Source organism: Fructilactobacillus hinvesii (assembly GCF_024029435.1).
Lineage (GTDB): Bacteria > Bacillota > Bacilli > Lactobacillales > Lactobacillaceae > Fructilactobacillus > Fructilactobacillus hinvesii.
Window position 1 is genome coordinate 57,496 of the sequence record NZ_CP097118.1, and the last position, 16,937, is coordinate 74,432.

Genomic DNA, 16,937 nt, shown 5'->3' on the forward strand with positions numbered 1-16,937 from the left:
CCTACTCTTTTCGTAAACTATCTTTGCGAACCCGCGTGGCCGCATAGGCTTTAATCAAAATCGTCCCTAACACCCCGACGGAAATACTGTCTAAAGTTCCTGATAGTAATCCCTGCACGTAAACCTTGCTAGCGGGCTCACTGTAAATCAGGATATCCAACGTTGGGGCAACCAGCGCCCAAAGTAAGTAGTTCGTCACAATTTGCAGCAGGTTGAACCACAGCATGTCTTTTCCAGAAAAGATGCCATCCCGAACCTTAAAGTACTTCCCAAAGTAACCGATTACCAATCCAAATAAGGCGGAACAAAGGACCCAACTCCACCAGGGGTTTCCAAACATCATAAAGTCATTTAACGCGTGACCAATGAAACCGACGGAAAAGCCCACTACCGGTCCATAAATCAGCGCAAAAAGGGCCAAAAAGGCGTAGGTCGTAGCCAAGTTTGTGTTCGGAAAGCCAGTTGGAATCGATGCAAAGCGATCTAAAATGACAAAGATTGCCGCTCCAATCCCAATGGCCACCACTTTTTTCACCGATAAACTTTTCATGAGTATTATTCTCCCTTTAATTTTTTAATACATTCACCATTATACGGTTAATTAGGGATTATCTCAATCACTTCCAGAAAATAGTTCGGTTTTCATCTAAGAGTAGTTCGTACTAAAAAACGTGACCCCCTAACCGTAATTAAGGAGCCACGCTGTGCATTTTATTCAGTTTTCCAACCGTGATTTTCAAGGTCAAAGGAGCGCTTGGGCAACTTTGAGACGTATGGATTCCCAGCCACGTAGAACCGATACGGTTTTTCCGTCCAACTGCCCCGATCACTTACCCCAATTCGGCCACTGGCCACAATTTGGTGGGGAACTTTTCCGTGGTCTAAGTCAATGTCTAGAGCGGTCTCGCCAAATTCAAGTTCGTTAAGGCGCTTATCGGTAATCCCAAGGGCTTCCATCAACTTACCGGGTCCATTGGTTAGATCATAACCATGTTTCGCTCGGTTTTGTTCCATCAATTCTCGGCCCTGAACCGGTTCTAAACCGCGAATCAGAATCCCTTCCGGAACGTCCTTGGCTTGCGCCGCCACATCCAAACAGAGTCTAGAATGAATCGAATAGATGTAAATCGTTCCAGGAACCCCATAAAGAGCTTCGTTAGCTGGAGTACGCTTTCCTTGGTAAGCATGAGCCGCAGAATCTCTCTGTCCGAGATAGGCCTCAGCCTCCGTGATGTAGCCACTCATCAATCCCTGTGGGGAATGATAAAGCAAGAGCTTGCCTAGTAACCGCTTGGTAATTTCATCCGTGGTTCCCGTTGCAAAGAACCGTCGTAGTCTCTCTGTCACTGCTCGCGTCCGCCTTTAAAAATCGTCATTAACTACCGCACCACGATTACTGAAATCTTAGCGCGTTTAGCCAACTTCACACTGATGCTGTAAAAGTGGTGTTCGCCACCCTTATCTGCCCCACAAACCAACAAATCTGGTTTGAAATCAGGAATAATGGTGTCGAGGATTTCATCGTCGATGTCGCCACCTTCACTGGCAATTCCCGTGACTTCTTGCACTCCAGCGTCCTTGGCCATGTCAACGTACTTGTAAATCACCTGGTTTAAAGCATCCCGCTTCTCGTCCAATTTCTTCGGTGTCAGAGAATCGTAAATGTTAATGTCACCACCCTCTAATACCGAACAAATTCCGAGATGGGCGTGGAACGTTTTCGCCTGCGTTACTGCATAACTTAATGCGCGCACGTTAGCCTCTGGATCATCAGCATCAATTGTCAATAAAATCCGTTTGAATTCTAATGGCTCTACTTGACTCATTTATCTCACCTCCTCGTCTTTATCATAGCATGAAACCATTTTTCTCGCCGGTTGAATTTAACCGTTAATCCTCATCGTCGTCCTTGGCGTTCAACTGGGCAATCATGTGCCGAGCCCGAATCCGTCGCATCTTTTCCTTCTTCTTTTCGACCCGCATGTCTTCCATTCCCTTGGCTTTGAGTACGATTCCTTCGTCGTTTTTCACCATGTGGTAAATGGAAATCAGAATCATGATGCAGACAAACATTAACGGGAATCCAGCAATCGCACAGAAGGTTTGAATGGTATCAAAGCCACCAACTACGACAATTCCAAAGGCAAAGAGTACAAAGACAACGACCCAGGTCATCCGATTAACTTGGCTGGGATCCTGGTTCCCCTTTAACTTCAAACTCGTAAAGGAAGACACGATGTAGGCCGAAGAAGAAATCGTCGTGGCCAAGAAAATAAAACAGGATAAACAATAAACTGCAAACACAATTCCCTTCATGGGAAGCGTCCCCAGCACCGCCGTAATCACAGCAGCCTGCCCGTGGGTATTCAAAATGTGGACGAGGTTAATCACGCCATTCTTTTGCAACCACAAGGAGTAGCCCCCTAAAATGGCGTAAAAGCTTAAGCACCCTGCGGAACCGTACATCATCATTCCCAACAGGACCTGGCGAATTGTCCGTCCTTTAGAGATCCGAGCAATGAACAGCCCCATCACTGGCATGTATGATAACCACCAACCCCAGTAAAAGATGGTTTCAGAATTCGCAATGTCTGGGGTCCCGTTTGGAACCGTGTTGGTGCTGAGCTTAATGAAGTTACTAGCTAACAGCCCCAGACTGTTTGTTTCCGAGCTTAAAATGTAAATCGTGGGGCCGACTAACAAAACGAAGGCTAAAAAGATAATGGCGGTCCAAATGTGCATGTCGCTTAACCGGTCAATTCCTCCATTCAAACCGTGCCAGACGGTCCAGGCAAAGATCACGAATAAAATGGCAAACAAGCCCAGCTTGAGGGCCATACTATCAGGCCAGCCGGTCAAACCACTCAAAACGTTAGAGATAATGGGAATTTCCATTCCAACGGACGAGCCAACCCCGCCCATGATTCCAAAGACCACCAGAAAATCAACCAACTGGCGTCCCGCATACTGCCACTTAGCGTCTCCCTGTAAAAAATTAATCGACTTGCTCAAACGCTGCACCTTATTCTTCTTCACGAATAAAATGTAGCCAATCGCGATTGCAGCTGGAGCAAACATCATCCATGCCATCGGACCCCAGTCAAACTGACCCAGCATGTGCGCGTAATTATAGGCATCCTCTGAGAAGGGTTTAATTCCAAAGGCTGGATGCGAGACGTAACGAATCGGGTCGACCATACTAAGCATTAAAATGCTAGCGTCAATCGCCGTCGCAAAGACCATGCTCCCCCATTGCAAACTGCTATACTGGGGCGTTGAATTGGGGTCTCCAAGCTTAATTGCTCCGTACTTACTAAAAATCAACCACATGAAAAAAACGAAATTAATGATGTAGACTATCATGTAGGCCCACCCCATCTGCTTGGTGATCCACGCTAGTGCCGTAGCTAGATCTCCCTGCAACGTGCTTCCCCCGGCAATTAAGATGACCGAGGCCACCACAAAAATCACCATGGTTGGAATAAAAACGAATTTATCAATGTTGAAATGCTTAAAAATAGTGGTCCTCCTGAAAGCTCAAGGCTTTTTCACACAAAAATGCCGCTACGTGCCTCGAAATTCGAACCTAATAGCGGCATTTTTAACTTTTAAATGATTCTGATTATAACACTTTTATCTTTCTTCCAAATCATGATTATCAATTGTTTTGATTACCCGGGCGGGATTACCGGCAAGCACCACGTCATCACCAAACGACTTCGTAACTACCGCTCCGGCACCCACAACCACGTTGTTGCCCAGGGTGACGCCCGGTAAAATCGTAACGTTTCCCCCAAACCAGGCATTATCACCAATGGTAATTGGAGCGCCTAGTTCCACGTCGTTAATTCGCTGGCGGGCATTTAACGGGTGAATGTTAGTGTATAGCCCACAGTTAGGTCCAATGTAACAATTTTTCCCAAACCGGATTGGACAGGAATCCAGCAGGGTTAAATTATAATTACCAAAGAAGTTATTGCCAATGTGGACGTTAAACCCATAGTCAAACTGCAAGCCACTCTCTACGAAAAATTCAGCTCCGGTCTCTGCCAAGAGACCTTTAATCATCGTATTGCGTTCCTCGTTATCAGGGGTGTTATTAATTTTTTGTAACAGCTTGCGCACTAAAATTCGGCGCTTAATTAGTTCATGATCAAACTGGTTAAATGACTCTCCGGCCGTCATTTTTTCTCGTTCAGTTGTCATCGGTGTGCTTCCTTTCCATCTGATCCATCGTTTGGTTTAAGCGTTCGTCCACAAAAACGTTCCCGTGGTTCGTCGCGTGCCCTTTGGTCCAAGCCAGTTGCAACTTAGGAAATTCACCTAGCAAGGCATCTAACTTTTGCCACAGTTCCTGATTTTTCAGCTCTCCGTTTGCCCGGCGCCAACCCCGTCGCTTCCAGCCGGAAAGCCACCCCTTTTCGATGGCATCTAGCACATACTTAGAGTCAGAGACCACGCCGATGGAAAGTTGATTAAACTGATTATCACATAACCATTGTAACGCTTTTACTAACGCTGTGATTTCCATCTTGTTATTGGTCACACCCCACTCACCGTCAGAATCACTATGTTGGCGACCTTGATAGTCAATTAGATAGGCCCAGGCAGCCGGATCGGTATTTTTGACGTGTCCCCCAGCGACGTTGCCGTGGTTTCGAGATCCTCCGTCCGTAAAGACCACGATCTGTGGGCGTTTGGTTAACGATCCAGGCCTGGTGGCCGGCTGTTGTTGCGCTCGATTGGACTGAGCATAAGCATGCATGAACCGCTCTGCCTCCCTTTGGGTAGCAAAACTCTTGTACTGGGCCTGTGGGAACCGTTCGACTTGCTCCTTGGTTTCAACCCAGCTACGGTAAATTCCCGGTTGGCGTCCCTTACGCACGGCGTAGTATTTTTGGCTTTTCACCATCAAACCACTTCCTTTCTAATTTACAGAAAAACTTCAGAATTAATCGGTCTAAATCCTTTGCAGGACGTGCTTTTTATGTAAAAATAATAGTAGAAATGGAGGAGAATAATATGTCTGAGCTTAATATTAAACTAATCACGGCTGACCAAGCCATGAAAATGTTGCGCGATCGTCATGCCAAGCGCAATGAACGTTTTCCTCAATTAATCTCAGCTGGCAGTTATATCTTACCCGACTACTATTTAACCAGAAAAAGAGAAGCTTTTAAAATTAGACGACACACTTTCTTAAAGAAAAAGTCGCGTTCATACGTTGCCTTTGACTCTGAAAACGGTCAGAGCTTATGGCTGCGGAACTTTAACAGTCTTTCAGAAGCAATGTTTTGGTTAAATACGGGCTTAACACCAGCCGACACGGACTCCAGCAATTCATTTGCCAAATGGAAAGAAAGTCACGTAGCAGAAATCAATGAAATTAAAGATCAGTTGCGGGCTATGTCCAAATTGAAGAAAAAAGAAATTGTGAAGGCTACGAAAGCCAAGAAATAAGTAAAAAGGGATTACGAAAATTATTTCGTAATCCCTTTTTACTTTACTTAGCAGCAGGTTTTTGTTTCAAGAACTTTTGTAAATCTGCAACTCGTTTTTGTTCTTTTTTACGTTTTTTCTGGTCGATTGGCCGACGACCTTGGACACCATTTGGATGACAAATTCTCATGATGAACACTCCTTTACTTTAGACTTACAAATAACAGCTCCCTGTATTATAATACACCCAACGTAGAAAAATCAAATTTCTTCAGGAAGGTGTGTCCCTTATGCTGAATGATTATCCCCAAGTTGTTACCATCGCCGGAAGCGACAGTGACGGCAGTGCCGGTATGCAAGCCGACCTCTTAACCTTTTTTGCTAAACAAGTTTACGGTGCCACGATTATTACGGCCTGTGTCTCTGGTAATTCCTTTGGCATTCATGCCGGTGTCAACATGAGTGCTGATTTTATCAGCCAAGAATTTAAGGATCTCGCTAATGACTTTCACATCCGCGCTGCCAAAACCGGAATGCTTGCTGATGCCGACATCATTAACACGGTCGCCAATAACTACGAAAAATACGACTTTGGTCCCCTCGTGGTTGATCCAGTTATCATTACTAAGCATGGGGACATGCTCCTCGAACATGCGGCCTACGAAACCCTCGTCCAACGCTTGATTCCGTTAGCAGAGGTCTTAACTCCAAACTTCTTTGAAGCCGTCAAACTCAGCGGTTTGGATCCAGACTTACCCGATTTTCAGGCTCAGGCAGCTCATCAGTTACAGAAAATGGGGGCCAGAAACGTGATGGTCAAGGGTCGTCACGATCAGGATAACCAAACAACCGTCACGGACTACGTGTTGCTTGAAAACGGAGACTCCTTTGAAATGACGGAACCTTACTACGAAACTACCCACAAAAACGGCACTGGAGACACCCTTTCGGCCGCCATTACCGCCGAACTTGGCCTCGGTAAATCAGTGGAAACGACGATTCGAAATGCCAAGAAATACGTGGATGCCTGCATCAAAAATGGGATTAACGTTGGTCACCAATTTGGACCAATTAACCACTGGGCCACTAAATAACTAAAATAACCTGAACCAAAATTGGTTCAGATTATTTTTTTACCACTTGTTCGGGCTCCAGATCCGTCCATCTAACTCGGCTTCCGCTTGTTCGATCCGAAGCGCTTGTTCCTGAGCAACTTGTTGGGTCGCTGCAAGTAGAGCTTGAGTGGTTAAGGGTGCGGTTGGATTGGCTGCTTCTAGTCGCTGAATTTCAGCTTGGAGCCATGCTTCTGTTTCCATGCCTATTCCTCCTCCGCCTGCCGAATCAGCTGAATCTGATCCTTTAAATCATCTAAATGATCCTGGTTAGCTTGCAGTTGGGCAATAATTAGCTCGATGGTTTGATGCTGGTCGTCAGGTTGTTGCGTTTGTAAATGATGTAGCTGCGTGATTAACCACTGCACCCGTTCTTGTAAGTGAAGTGGTTGGGGCGCCGTTAGGTATTGTTGATACTCAATCAGTAACTGCTGTTGTTCTCCCGGAGTTTGATAAGCAAACTGATTAATAATCAACGGTTTCAAAAACTGCATTCCCGCCCGGTGGGCCAGCGCCCGAAACGGCACCAGGATTTCGGAAAGGCTGAAGCCTTCAGCTCCTCCAACCTGAAATTCCGCTTCAGGATACCCGAGAGACGTCACGATTCCCAGTTGTTTGCCAGCTAACTTGCCCTGTTCATTGGCAAAGGTAAAGGCTCTGGTCAAAACCTCATCTTCCCATCGTTTCAATAACGCCGGAGCACTGTACCAGTAAAGCGGAAACTGGAAAATAATCCGCTCTGCTTGCAAAAGCAGTCGTTGTTCAAGCGCGACGTTGAGCGGTTGATCATCACTAAGGCGGTGCCAAGTGATATTGTCTCTCTGTAAGGCCGCTTGGGCCCGGTTTAAAAAGGCCTGTGTGCTGGAATCATCGTATTCAGGATGAGCCACAATTATTAAGGTGTGCACAATTACTTCCTCCATTCTGTTAACTTTTATTGTACGGGTTCCAGTCCCATGGGTAAAGAATGGTGTTTTACAGTGGCGCGGGAGGAAATTTCGCCATTTTGATTGACATCTAGGTGAGCCGTGTTATACTTAAAACAATGTTTGATAGGTTTCGAGTTTTTAAGGTTTCTTGTTTTGTTTTATATAGAATGACTTCCTTATTAGATTCAAACTAAAGCAACATTAAATTTATATTTTTTATGGAGGTTTCATATTATGAAACAAGGTACTGTTAAATGGTTCAACGCTGACAAGGGTTACGGTTTTATTACAACTGACGATGGTGACGTATTCGTTCACTTCTCAGCTATTAACAAAGACGGTTTCAAGACCCTTGACGAAGGCGAAAAAGTTACTTTAGACGTTGAAGATGGCGACCGTGGCCCACAAGCTGCTAACGTTACTCCCGTTGAAGACTAATTAGCCTTTTAAAAAGACTCACAGTTGTGAGTCTTTTTTCTTTTAGTTTTTTCATAAAAAATCCCTCCCACAATGAATGTGGAAGGGATTTTTTATTAGTTTGTTTTTAAATGCATATACTTGGAAGCAAATAGCACTAATTCTGCCACCGGCTGTTTCATATCATTCTTCGTCCACACCACGATAACTTCGGTTAGTCCACCGGCAATCATGGCCACTAAAAACTGCGACGATTCTTCCCGAGTAATCAAAATTTGTTGTGCAACTAAGGTCTTAACGTACTCAGTCATGGCATCTAACAATAGATTGGTCAACCCGTTTTGCACCAAGGCTTCCATCATTAACTGGTTTTCCTTAATCAGCGTAAAAAAGGTGGTGGCCACGTCATAAAAAGCAAGACGCTTTTGGGTGGCTAATCGTTGAATGAAGTGCTTGTAGACCATCGCAAACTGCCCCTTAATCACATCTTCCTTAGTATGGAAGTTCCGATAAAAGGTCATCCGCGAAACCTTAGCTTGCTTACAGATTGCTTTAACGGTGATGTCTGCATAGTCTTTCTCAAGCATCAATTCAAATAAGCCCAAAATAATGCGCTGACGCGTTTTTTCGCTTTTTTGTTTTCGTTTTAACTTCACGTGACTACCTCTTTTCTCTTATCGGCGCTAACGAACCGGGCGAAGCTGGGTTGCTTCCATCGCGGTTAAATGATGGAGCTTCCCAGTTTGATCCACTAATTCTAACCGCAGCTGCTGATCAAGCCCCTGGAGTAATCCTTGTTCTAGCTGTTCTTGAACGTGGACTTGCACTAGTTGGTTGTGCCACAGTAGGTGTTGATTATAAACCGTTTGCACCGATTGGACGTCTGGATGCTGCACGAATTTAATCACCTGTTGATAAAGCGCTACCACGAGTTCATTTTTACGGTCAGTCGTCGCACTTAATGCCGTGGCTTGGACCGTAGCTAGCGAACGGTGCGGCGCTAAATTCAACCCAATCCCAATTAAAAAGCTCTCTGGTTCGTTCCGGGCGTTATTTTTTAATTCCACCAGAATTCCTCCGGCTTTTTGGCCGTGGCGATACAGATCGTTCACCCACTTTAATTCCGTTTCTACCTGAAGTATTTGCTGGAGAACCTGATGCGTTGTCGCTGCCACTCCCATGGTAAGTAACCCTGGCTGGTGTAACAATTGATCCTGAACGGGAACTACGATGGTTACATAAACTCCGGTTGCGGGGGCCGTAAACGAATGCCCCCGTTGCCCCCGTCCAGCTGTCATGCGATCAGCCGCAATCAGGTGCGTGCCAATTAAATCGGCTCGTTCAGCAACCGTCATAGTGGAATCTACTTCTGAAAATAGGTGTACTTGTCCGCTAGTTAGATTCGTGTGGGCTAATAAGAATTGAGCATCTAACTTGGTCATTAGTCTTCCTATGTGTTAAACAGGTGAACCCCTTTATCGACGTAAATAATGTCTCCGGTAATTCCCGTGGCAAGGTCACTCAGTAAGAAAGCAGCCGCGTTCCCAATTTCTGGTTTCGTGACACTCTTTTTATCTACCGTCAGCGATTCAGATTCCTTTAATAAGTCACCATGTCCCTTTACCCCAGTAACTGCTAACGTCCGAACGGCTCCTGCAGAAACGGCGTTAACTCGAACTCCAGCTTCACCTAATTCAGTAGCTAGATAACGAACTTCAGCTTCTAAAGAGGCCTTCGCAATCCCCATCATGTTGTAGTTGGGAATGGCGTAGGTGGAACCCATGTAAGTCAAGGTCACAATGCTACCGGGATTGTTCATGATTTTACTGGCGTACCGCGTAACGGAAATCAACGAGTAGGCACTAACGTCTTGCGCCAGGTTAAAGCCTGGTTTCTTCGTTTCAATCACACCATTTTGGAGCGTTTCTTTGTCCGCAAAGGCAATCGCGTGGACTAATCCGTCAATGTTACCAAATTGATCGTTAATTTCCGTAAACGTTTTTTCTACGTTACTATCTTCGGCAACATCACATTCAAACATTGGTGTTTCTGGATCTACAAATCGATCGAGACTTTTTTTCATCCGTTCGTTTTGATAAGTTAGGATTACTTGTCCCCCGAGCGCAGTAACCGCTTGAGCGCAACCCCAAGCAATACTTTTCTTGTTTGCCACTCCCATGATGACAATCTTTTTACCTTCTAGTAAATTAGCAGCCATGGTTCTTGGTCATCCTTTCAGTTTCCAATTTAAAAAAATACAAAACTAACTAACGAACCTTCGTCCGTTAGTTAGTTCCTCCATTAAAAGTTCCGATAGCGTGCAAACCGATTGCGTAGCATTTCGGTTGTAGACATCGCACTTATCTCTTCTATTTTAACAAATAATTCCTGTTTTAGCTGCTCAATTTCCGAATCGGTCCGCACCTCTGGGATAATCCGGTCAATGATTCCCTGTTGTAAGAGGTCTGTGGGGGTTAGCTTCATCACCGCTGCGGCTTCACGCACCCGGCTGACATCCTTCCACAAAATCGTAGCGTATCCTTCTGGAGAAAGCACCGAGTAAATACTTTCTTCAAAGGCCCAAACGGCATCACCAACCGCTAAGGCTAGGGCACCACCACTGCCCCCTTCTCCAACGATAATTGAGATGTAAGGAACCTTAAGTTGCAGTCCCTGTAAGATTAACTGTGAAATCATGTATCCCTGGCCGTGGTATTCTGCTTCCACGTCGGGATACGCCCCGGGGGTATTAACCAGAGTCACCACCGGGCGGTGAAACTTTTCTGCCTGCTTCATCAGCCGCAGCGCCTTTCGATATCCATCCGGTTCAGCGGAACCAAAGTGAACGTCAGTAGCACTCGTCTGATCGTCAGCCTTGCGAATGCCAACCATGGTAACGGGCCGGCCGTTCATCTGTCCAATTCCACCGTAGACCGCCGGATCATCACCGTACGCGCGGTCACCGTGTAATTCCAAAAAATTATCAGTTAACCCATTAATCAAGTCTTTAATACTAATTTTATCCTCTGAACGAGCCTGTAATACCCGATCAAAGGCCGTGGGCTTAGTCATGCCAACCACCGCCTTCGTGAATTGCTAAAATTTGGCCGAGGGTGCTTACCATCTCGCGCCGGGGAACAATGGCATCTAAAAAGCCATGCTGTAATAACGTTTCTGACCGTTGAAAGTCTTTGGGAGGAACCTGTTGAATGGTTCGCTCAATCACGCGCCGCCCCGCAAACCCAATCAAAGCATGGGGTTCTGATAACAATAAATCCCCTTGCATGGCAAAACTAGCAGTAACTCCACCCGTGGTTGGATCACAAAGATAACTAATGTAAACCAATCCCGCACGACTGTGTTCGGCAACGGCTTCTGAAACTTTAGCCATCTGCATCAAAGATTCAATTCCTTCTTGCATCCGGGCCCCACCAGAAGCCGTAAAAATCACCACTGGCAGCTGGTGCTTAGTGGCAGTTTCAAAGAGGCGGGCTAACAGTTCTCCGGTAGCAGTTCCGAGACTCCCCATGATAAAGCGCCAATCCATTACGCCAATGGCAGTCCGGTGTCCAGCAATCGTTCCGATTCCGGTTAAAATCCCTTCGTTTAGACCCGTGATCTCCCGTGCCCTCGCTAACTTTGCTAAGTAGTTAGAATCATGAAATTTGGCTGGAGCACGTAATTCCTGATTAATCGGTTCAAAGTCGTCGCACAGCAAAGCAATGCGCTCCTGAGCCCCGAGTCGAAACCCATAGTGGCACTCTGGGCATTCTTGAAACTGGTCCAATCTTTTCTTATAAATCATGGCGCCACAAATCGGACATTTTTTCCAGACGTCCGGAATCTGATCCATTCGTTTTTGTAAGTCGGTCGGACTCGGTTGTTTGGCGTTATTTTGCTCCATGTTGTTTCATCCAATCCTTCAAAAAGACGTTTTCGATGTAGAGGTTATTAAAGTCCCCCGTTTGAAAATGCTGATCCTGTAAAAGAGCCAACAAGAATTCTTGATTAGTTTGAACCCCTTCGAGGTCAAATTCACGCAGAACGCGAATCATTTTGGCAACGGCTGCTTGTTTCGTCGGCATGTGAACGATAATTTTAGCAATCATCGAATCATAAAACGGCGAAATTAGGCTTCCAGTATCAACTCCTGAATCAATCCGCACTCCCTTGGTGCCAACCGGAAAGTGTAACTTGGTAATCTTTCCAGCACAAGGTTGAAAATCCCGACTAGGATCTTCCGCATTAATTCGGCATTCTAAGGCATAACCATGGACTCCACAATCGGCCTGTTGAAACGGTAAATCATCACCGTTCGCCACCATAATCATGGCTTTGATTAGTTCAACCCCCGCTACTTCTTCCGTAATCGTATGTTCCACCTGCAACCGGGTATTCATTTCCATAAAGTAGAAATGATGATCACGATCCATCAGAAACTCAAAGGTTCCCGTGTTTTCGTAATCAATTCCGCGCATCGCCCTTGTAACCACTTCTCCCAGTTGAGTCCGTTCTGCCGCACTTAACTCTAAACACGGTGATTCTTCTAAGACCTTTTGGTGGTTACGCTGCAACGAGCAATCCCGTTCCGGAAAATAAACCACGTGACCGTGTTGATCAGCAATTGCCTGCATCTCAATATGTTTGGCGTCTGATAAATCTTTTTCTAAGTAGAGCCGATCGTCTCCGTATGATAACTTACTTTCGCGTTTGGTATCGGTAAAGGCTTGGGCTAATTCGACCTGGTCATTGACCTGACGGATTCCCTTTCCTCCCCCACCTGCAGCGGCTTTCAGCATTACCGGATAACCAATTTCAGCGGCAATCCGTTTGGCTTCTGCCAGTGAATCCACAAAGCCATCTGAACCTGGAATCGTCGGCACGTCTAATTTCTGCATAGTTTCCTTGGCATTAGCCTTGTTCCCCATCAAATCGATTACGGACGCGCTCGGGCCGATAAATTTCACCCCATAGTCCTGACAGAGTTCGGCAAACTCACTATTTTCAGCCAAAAAACCGTAGCCTGGAAAAATGGCGTCGGCTCCGGTTAAAACAGCAGCATCTAAAATTGCTCCCATCTTCAAATAAGAATCCTGTGGTAATCCGCTTCCGATGCAAACGGCTTGATCGGCCATCTTGACAAAGAGTCCATCCCGATCGGCAGTAGAGTAAACTGCCACCGCTTCTAATCCCATTTCGTGGAGGTTACGAACGGTCTGGACTGCAATTTCACCCCGGTTGGCAATTAACACCTTTTTTATCATGATAGTCACCCTAAGCTTCAATGGCGAACATTAGGTCTGCACTGACGATTACTTCCCCGTCACGCAGGACCTCACCGTGGCCAACCCCGATGTTCCGTTTTAACTTGGTCAGGTTCACCTTTAACTGTAAAACATCGCCAGGGCGCATTTCGTCCTTAAATTCAGCCTGCTTAATTCCGCCAAAAAATACATTTTGTCCGTGGTGTTCTGGCATCGACAAAATTGCCACTACTCCCGTTTGAGCCAGGGATTCGATGATGATGGGATGGGGCAGCGTTAACTGGTTCCCGTTCGAAAAGTACCACTCATTCATCGTGATGTTTTTTTGGGCTTCAGCACTTTCACCTGGTGTCACCGCCACAATTTTATCAATCATTTCAAAGGGATACCGTTGGGGGATAAAGTCACTTACTTGGTACTCCATGCTAATCCTCCTCAATCTCAAATAATGGTTGATCATATTCAACCATTTCACCATCCGTAAAGAGCCGTTTTTTGATGATTCCACTTACAGGACTCCGCACTTCATTAATTAGCTTCATGGCTTCAATGGCACAGATAGTTTCTCCTTTTTTAACGTGATCACCAATTTCCTTGTAGGCAGGCTTTTCTGGACTTGGAGCCATATAAACTAAGCCAACCATCGGTGCTTTTAGTTGGTATGGAGCCTGCGCTTTAGGAACCACTGACTTTTCAGAAGACTCTGTAGTGACTGCAACAGAGTTGTCTGGTGCAGTGGGCGTGGTTTGCTTACTAAAGTAAACATTGACTCCGTCCCCATCAATTTTCAATTCTTGAAGGCTTGATTGATCAAATTTGGCTAATAGACGTTCGATATCAGCTTCATTCATTAATCTTCTTCCCACTTTCTCATTGCAATGACCGCGTTGTGACCCCCAAACCCAAACGAATTACTAATCGCTGTCTTAATGGGTGCCTGCTTGTTTTCATCGTTCACTAACTGAATGTGAATTTCTGGATCTTCTTCGTATAAACCAACGTTCACCGGCATTTGTCCTCGTTGTAAGGCTCCAACCAGCACGGCAGCTTCTAAGCCTCCGGCAGCTCCTAGAGAATGTCCAATCATTCCCTTCACAGAACTAGTCTTTAGATGATCGTTGTCTTTAAACAACTTCTCAATATCAGATGCTTCTGCCACATCATTGGCATGGGTAGCCGTTCCGTGGGCGTTCACGTAATCGAGTTCTTCTGGGGAAATGTCTCCCTCATCCAACGCCTGTTTCATGGCTCGGATGGCACCCTTTCCTTCTGGATCCGGAGCAGTTAGATGGTACGCATCGCTGGTCGTTCCGTATCCGACAATTTCAGCTAAAATGTGTGCTCCCCGTTGTTTAGCGTGGTCGTAATCTTCTAATACTAAGGAAGCCGCCCCTTCTCCGAGCACAAATCCATTTCGATTTACGTCAAATGGCATGGACGCTTTGTCGGGATCCGTCGAAGTTGACAGAGCTGTCAGGGCCGCAAATCCAGCGATTCCCATCATACTAACGGCTGCTTCCGTTCCTCCGGCAATCATCACCTTGGCTTTTCCGTTTTTAATATATTCAAACGAATCTCCCACTGCATTTGTTCCTGAAGCACATGCTGTCACGACCGTTTGGGAAGTATTTTCAGCATCAAAGTACATCGAAACATTTCCAGCGGCCATGTTTGAAATGGCCTTAGGAACGAAGAGAGGTGAAACCCGCCGGGGACCCTTTTTAAAGGCCTTTTGCAGTTGTTCTTCAATCGTAGAAATTCCACCAATTCCCGTTCCGTAAATAACTCCAAGGTCTTCCGGACGGTAGTTTTCGTTCACAACCAAGCCGGCTTGATCCATGGCTTCTTTGGCCGTGTATAAAGCGTACTGAGCATACGGATCTAACCGTTTGTAGTCCCGCTTGCTAAGCCGTTGGCCCGGATCAAAATCCTTCACTTCGGCCGCCACCGAAATTCCAGTTTCACTGGCATCGAATTTGGTGATGGGACCAATCCCATTTTTAGACGCTAAAATATTGTCGATAAATTCATCAGCAGAATTACCGATTGGGGAAACAACTCCCATTCCTGTTACTACTACTCGATTACTCACAAGTTTCCTCCTTTAAGAAACTGTCCTTACATGGTTAATCCACCGTCAACGGTGATTACTTGACCCGTAATGTAGTCATTTTCAACTAAGAAGGCCACCGTTTGGGCAATGTCTTGGACGTCTCCAAATCGTTTTAACGGAATTTCACTTTCAAATTGTTTCACAATTTTATCGCTCAGTTTGGCAGTCATTGCGGTGGTAATCATTCCCGGTGCAACCGCGTTACACCGAATCCCCCGGAGTGCTCCTTCCCGAGCAGTGGTCTTGGTTAATCCTACAATTCCTGCCTTACTAGCAGAATAGTTTGCTTGCCCCAGATTACCATGGGTTCCGGCAATGCTGGACATGTTGATAATTACACCTGCCCGTTGCTTCTGCATTGCCTTTAAGGCAAATTTGGACATGTTAAAGGTGCCCACAAGGTTGGTATCCAACACGTCTTTAAAAGATGCTTCCGTCATCCGGGTCAACAGTTTATCCTGGGTTTGCCCGGCGTTATTCACCAACACGTCTAAACGGCCGTACTTTTCTAGTACCGCCTGAATCATCCGGTCAGCGTCTTCCTCTTTGGCAACGTCTCCGGTCACAATTTCAATGGGGGTGGAAAACTGAGCTTGCAGTGCTTCCACTTCAGCAGCAGATAACTCTCGGTGTGAATTTAACACGACCTGGCGGTTGTCCGTTGCTAGTTCTTTAGCGGTTGCTAAGCCAATTCCCTTCGTTCCTCCGGTGACCAGTACCACTTGTTTGGTTGTTGTCATTTCGTTTCCTCCGTTTGTAGTGCGTCCCGGACCTGTTGCAACGTTGCCACGCTATCCACGTGATAGGTGGTAATTCCCGGCAACGTCTTTTTTGCAAACCGGGTCAACGTTTCTCCCGGGCCAATTTCAATCAACGTTTCCACATCCAGGTGCTGTTGGATGTACTCCAAATCAGCCTGAAAATGCGTGGGACGAATCAACTGCTGCGTCAACGTCTCTTTTAGCGTATCCTCACTAAACGGTACCGCCGTGGTGTTACTCAAAATGGGCACCGTCCAGTTATGAACTGGAACAGTGGTGAGGCGTTGCTGTAATCGCGTGCTTGCCGGTTGCATTAACGGGGTGTGCGATGCCACCGCCACTGGTAGTGGTACGATCCGTTTGGCACCGGCTTCCTTAAGTTTAGCTGTCGCAGCTAGAACCCCGGGTTTCGTTCCCCCGATGACCGTCTGGGTCGCCGTGTTGTAATTAGCAGGGTAAACATCTGGAATATCATCAACAATCTCTGTGACTCGCTCTGGAGCAAGCTTTAGAACCGCTGCCATTGATCCTGGTTGAGCAGCCCCGGCTTCTGCCATGTACCGCGACCGGTCATTGACGAGGGCGAGAGCATCCGGATAAGCAAATGCTCCCCCAGCAACTAGCGCACTGTATTCTCCAAGACTCAGACCGACCATCGCTTGGGGGCGAATTCCAGTGGCCGAAAGAACCTGAGTGATTCCCTGGCTCATGGCCAGAATGGCCACCTGAACGTTTGCTGGTTGATTGAGCTGGTTAGAATCCGTTAAATCAATTCCCAACGTGGTCTGCACTTGATCAATCGCTTTTCGGTACAGGGGTTCCTCTTTATAAAGATCCAATCCCATGTCCTTAAATTGACTGCCCTGACCGCTAAATAAATAACCTACTTTTGTCATAACGAC

General features: G+C 46.2%; 23 protein-coding genes. 3 read left to right on the plus strand and 20 right to left on the minus strand.

Annotation, left to right across the window (positions count from 1 at the left end):
* Position 1: 1 nt before the first annotated feature.
* The 6 genes from M3M39_RS00280 to M3M39_RS00305 form a co-directional block, all read right to left on the minus strand.
* Positions 2-550 carry an ECF-type riboflavin transporter substrate-binding protein gene (locus tag M3M39_RS00280; RefSeq protein ID WP_420842999.1) on the minus strand — a complete coding sequence of 183 codons (549 nt, stop codon included), beginning with the start codon at positions 548-550 and terminating at the stop codon, positions 2-4.
* A gap of 161 nt (positions 551-711) precedes the next feature.
* Positions 712-1,347 (minus strand): DNA-3-methyladenine glycosylase, encoded by a 636-nt coding sequence (locus M3M39_RS00285; protein WP_252797252.1) that lies wholly within the window; start codon positions 1,345-1,347, stop codon positions 712-714.
* A gap of 32 nt (positions 1,348-1,379) precedes the next feature.
* Positions 1,380-1,826, minus strand: a complete 447-nt coding sequence (locus tag M3M39_RS00290) for a universal stress protein (protein ID WP_252797253.1) — start codon at positions 1,824-1,826, stop codon at positions 1,380-1,382.
* A gap of 64 nt (positions 1,827-1,890) precedes the next feature.
* Positions 1,891-3,483, minus strand: a complete 1,593-nt coding sequence (locus M3M39_RS00295; RefSeq protein ID WP_274705492.1) for a BCCT family transporter — start codon at positions 3,481-3,483, stop codon at positions 1,891-1,893.
* Positions 3,484-3,633: 150 nt separating this feature from the next.
* Positions 3,634-4,206 carry a sugar O-acetyltransferase gene (locus tag M3M39_RS00300; protein WP_252797255.1) on the minus strand — a complete coding sequence of 191 codons (573 nt, stop codon included), beginning with the start codon at positions 4,204-4,206 and terminating at the stop codon, positions 3,634-3,636.
* Positions 4,196-4,912, minus strand: coding sequence for a ribonuclease H family protein (locus M3M39_RS00305; RefSeq protein WP_252797256.1), 717 nt, complete (start codon positions 4,910-4,912; stop codon positions 4,196-4,198). The genes M3M39_RS00300 and M3M39_RS00305 overlap by 11 nt, the downstream gene beginning before the upstream one ends.
* Before the next feature lie 110 nt (positions 4,913-5,022).
* Here M3M39_RS00305 and M3M39_RS00310 point away from each other — a divergent pair, with 110 nt between their 5' ends.
* Positions 5,023-5,460, plus strand: coding sequence for a hypothetical protein (locus M3M39_RS00310; protein ID WP_252797257.1), 438 nt, complete (start codon positions 5,023-5,025; stop codon positions 5,458-5,460).
* Between the two features lie 43 nt (positions 5,461-5,503).
* Here the strand turns inward: M3M39_RS00310 and M3M39_RS07460 are convergent, their stop codons facing one another.
* Positions 5,504-5,629, minus strand: a complete 126-nt coding sequence (locus M3M39_RS07460; RefSeq protein WP_274705478.1) for a hypothetical protein — start codon at positions 5,627-5,629, stop codon at positions 5,504-5,506.
* 100 nt (positions 5,630-5,729) lie between these two features.
* Between M3M39_RS07460 and thiD the strand changes: the two genes are divergently transcribed.
* Positions 5,730-6,533: a bifunctional hydroxymethylpyrimidine kinase/phosphomethylpyrimidine kinase gene (thiD, locus tag M3M39_RS00315; RefSeq protein ID WP_252797258.1), complete on the plus strand. Its 804-nt coding sequence runs from the start codon at positions 5,730-5,732 to the stop codon at positions 6,531-6,533.
* Positions 6,534-6,572: 39 nt separating this feature from the next.
* Here thiD and M3M39_RS00320 read toward each other — a convergent pair whose 3' ends face one another.
* On the minus strand, positions 6,573-6,755 hold the full coding sequence (locus tag M3M39_RS00320) for a hypothetical protein (protein WP_252797259.1): 183 nt from the start codon (positions 6,753-6,755) through the stop codon (positions 6,573-6,575).
* A 2-nt stretch (positions 6,756-6,757) separates the two neighbouring features.
* Positions 6,758-7,459 (minus strand): NAD(P)H-dependent oxidoreductase, encoded by a 702-nt coding sequence (locus tag M3M39_RS00325; protein ID WP_252797260.1) that lies wholly within the window; start codon positions 7,457-7,459, stop codon positions 6,758-6,760.
* A gap of 255 nt (positions 7,460-7,714) precedes the next feature.
* Here M3M39_RS00325 and M3M39_RS00330 point away from each other — a divergent pair, with 255 nt between their 5' ends.
* Complete coding sequence (locus M3M39_RS00330; RefSeq protein ID WP_252766374.1) at positions 7,715-7,918, plus strand: cold-shock protein; 204 nt, start codon at positions 7,715-7,717, stop codon at positions 7,916-7,918.
* Positions 7,919-8,013: 95 nt separating this feature from the next.
* On the opposite strand, the gene M3M39_RS00335 is transcribed toward M3M39_RS00330, so the two are convergent.
* The 11 genes from M3M39_RS00335 to M3M39_RS00385 all read right to left on the minus strand — a co-directional run bounded on the left by M3M39_RS00335 (position 8,014) and on the right by M3M39_RS00385 (position 16,931).
* Complete coding sequence (locus tag M3M39_RS00335) at positions 8,014-8,553, minus strand: TetR/AcrR family transcriptional regulator (RefSeq protein ID WP_252797261.1); 540 nt, start codon at positions 8,551-8,553, stop codon at positions 8,014-8,016.
* A gap of 27 nt (positions 8,554-8,580) precedes the next feature.
* Complete coding sequence (locus tag M3M39_RS00340; protein ID WP_252797262.1) at positions 8,581-9,339, minus strand: biotin--[acetyl-CoA-carboxylase] ligase; 759 nt, start codon at positions 9,337-9,339, stop codon at positions 8,581-8,583.
* Between the two features lie 8 nt (positions 9,340-9,347).
* Positions 9,348-10,115 (minus strand): enoyl-ACP reductase FabI, encoded by a 768-nt coding sequence (gene fabI / locus M3M39_RS00345; protein WP_252797263.1) that lies wholly within the window; start codon positions 10,113-10,115, stop codon positions 9,348-9,350.
* An 83-nt stretch (positions 10,116-10,198) separates the two neighbouring features.
* Positions 10,199-10,969 carry an acetyl-CoA carboxylase carboxyltransferase subunit alpha gene (accA, locus tag M3M39_RS00350; protein ID WP_252797264.1) on the minus strand — a complete coding sequence of 257 codons (771 nt, stop codon included), beginning with the start codon at positions 10,967-10,969 and terminating at the stop codon, positions 10,199-10,201.
* Positions 10,962-11,801, minus strand: coding sequence for an acetyl-CoA carboxylase carboxyltransferase subunit beta (locus tag M3M39_RS00355; protein WP_252797265.1), 840 nt, complete (start codon positions 11,799-11,801; stop codon positions 10,962-10,964). The genes accA and M3M39_RS00355 overlap by 8 nt, the downstream gene beginning before the upstream one ends.
* Complete coding sequence (locus tag M3M39_RS00360) at positions 11,788-13,161, minus strand: acetyl-CoA carboxylase biotin carboxylase subunit (RefSeq protein WP_252797266.1); 1,374 nt, start codon at positions 13,159-13,161, stop codon at positions 11,788-11,790. Before M3M39_RS00360 ends, M3M39_RS00355 begins: the two co-directional genes overlap by 14 nt.
* A 10-nt stretch (positions 13,162-13,171) precedes the next feature.
* Positions 13,172-13,585: a 3-hydroxyacyl-ACP dehydratase FabZ family protein gene (locus M3M39_RS00365; protein WP_252797267.1), complete on the minus strand. Its 414-nt coding sequence runs from the start codon at positions 13,583-13,585 to the stop codon at positions 13,172-13,174.
* A gap of 1 nt (position 13,586) precedes the next feature.
* Positions 13,587-14,012 (minus strand): acetyl-CoA carboxylase biotin carboxyl carrier protein, encoded by a 426-nt coding sequence (locus M3M39_RS00370; protein WP_252797268.1) that lies wholly within the window; start codon positions 14,010-14,012, stop codon positions 13,587-13,589.
* On the minus strand, positions 14,012-15,253 hold the full coding sequence (fabF, locus tag M3M39_RS00375) for a beta-ketoacyl-ACP synthase II (RefSeq protein ID WP_274705479.1): 1,242 nt from the start codon (positions 15,251-15,253) through the stop codon (positions 14,012-14,014). Before fabF ends, M3M39_RS00370 begins: the two co-directional genes overlap by 1 nt.
* Positions 15,254-15,279: 26 nt before the next feature.
* Positions 15,280-16,014, minus strand: a complete 735-nt coding sequence (fabG, locus tag M3M39_RS00380) for a 3-oxoacyl-ACP reductase FabG (RefSeq protein WP_252797269.1) — start codon at positions 16,012-16,014, stop codon at positions 15,280-15,282.
* The gene (locus M3M39_RS00385) at positions 16,011-16,931 is read right to left on the minus strand and encodes an ACP S-malonyltransferase (protein WP_252797270.1); all 921 of its coding nucleotides are present in this window, start codon (positions 16,929-16,931) and stop codon (positions 16,011-16,013) included. Before M3M39_RS00385 ends, fabG begins: the two co-directional genes overlap by 4 nt.
* Positions 16,932-16,937: the final 6 nt, after the last annotated feature.

Coding starts and splice junctions, on each gene's coding strand:
- M3M39_RS00340 (WP_252797262.1), bottom strand. CDS start 9,339: ATGACCAAGTTAGATGCTCAATTCTTATTAGCCCACACGAATCTAACT.
- M3M39_RS00370 (WP_252797268.1), bottom strand. CDS start 14,012: ATGAATGAAGCTGATATCGAACGTCTATTAGCCAAATTTGATCAATCA.
- fabI (WP_252797263.1), bottom strand. CDS start 10,115: ATGGCTGCTAATTTACTAGAAGGTAAAAAGATTGTCATCATGGGAGTG.
- M3M39_RS00365 (WP_252797267.1), bottom strand. CDS start 13,585: ATGGAGTACCAAGTAAGTGACTTTATCCCCCAACGGTATCCCTTTGAA.
- M3M39_RS00355 (WP_252797265.1), bottom strand. CDS start 11,801: ATGGAGCAAAATAACGCCAAACAACCGAGTCCGACCGACTTACAAAAA.
- M3M39_RS07460 (WP_274705478.1), bottom strand. CDS start 5,629: ATGAGAATTTGTCATCCAAATGGTGTCCAAGGTCGTCGGCCAATCGAC.
- M3M39_RS00300 (WP_252797255.1), bottom strand. CDS start 4,206: ATGACAACTGAACGAGAAAAAATGACGGCCGGAGAGTCATTTAACCAG.
- M3M39_RS00305 (WP_252797256.1), bottom strand. CDS start 4,912: ATGGTGAAAAGCCAAAAATACTACGCCGTGCGTAAGGGACGCCAACCG.
- fabG (WP_252797269.1), bottom strand. CDS start 16,014: ATGACAACAACCAAACAAGTGGTACTGGTCACCGGAGGAACGAAGGGA.
- M3M39_RS00290 (WP_252797253.1), bottom strand. CDS start 1,826: ATGAGTCAAGTAGAGCCATTAGAATTCAAACGGATTTTATTGACAATT.
- M3M39_RS00320 (WP_252797259.1), bottom strand. CDS start 6,755: ATGGAAACAGAAGCATGGCTCCAAGCTGAAATTCAGCGACTAGAAGCA.
- M3M39_RS00280 (WP_420842999.1), bottom strand. CDS start 550: ATGAAAAGTTTATCGGTGAAAAAAGTGGTGGCCATTGGGATTGGAGCG.
- M3M39_RS00360 (WP_252797266.1), bottom strand. CDS start 13,161: ATGATAAAAAAGGTGTTAATTGCCAACCGGGGTGAAATTGCAGTCCAG.
- M3M39_RS00330 (WP_252766374.1), top strand. CDS start 7,715: ATGAAACAAGGTACTGTTAAATGGTTCAACGCTGACAAGGGTTACGGT.
- M3M39_RS00310 (WP_252797257.1), top strand. CDS start 5,023: ATGTCTGAGCTTAATATTAAACTAATCACGGCTGACCAAGCCATGAAA.
- accA (WP_252797264.1), bottom strand. CDS start 10,969: ATGACTAAGCCCACGGCCTTTGATCGGGTATTACAGGCTCGTTCAGAG.
- thiD (WP_252797258.1), top strand. CDS start 5,730: ATGCTGAATGATTATCCCCAAGTTGTTACCATCGCCGGAAGCGACAGT.
- M3M39_RS00385 (WP_252797270.1), bottom strand. CDS start 16,931: ATGACAAAAGTAGGTTATTTATTTAGCGGTCAGGGCAGTCAATTTAAG.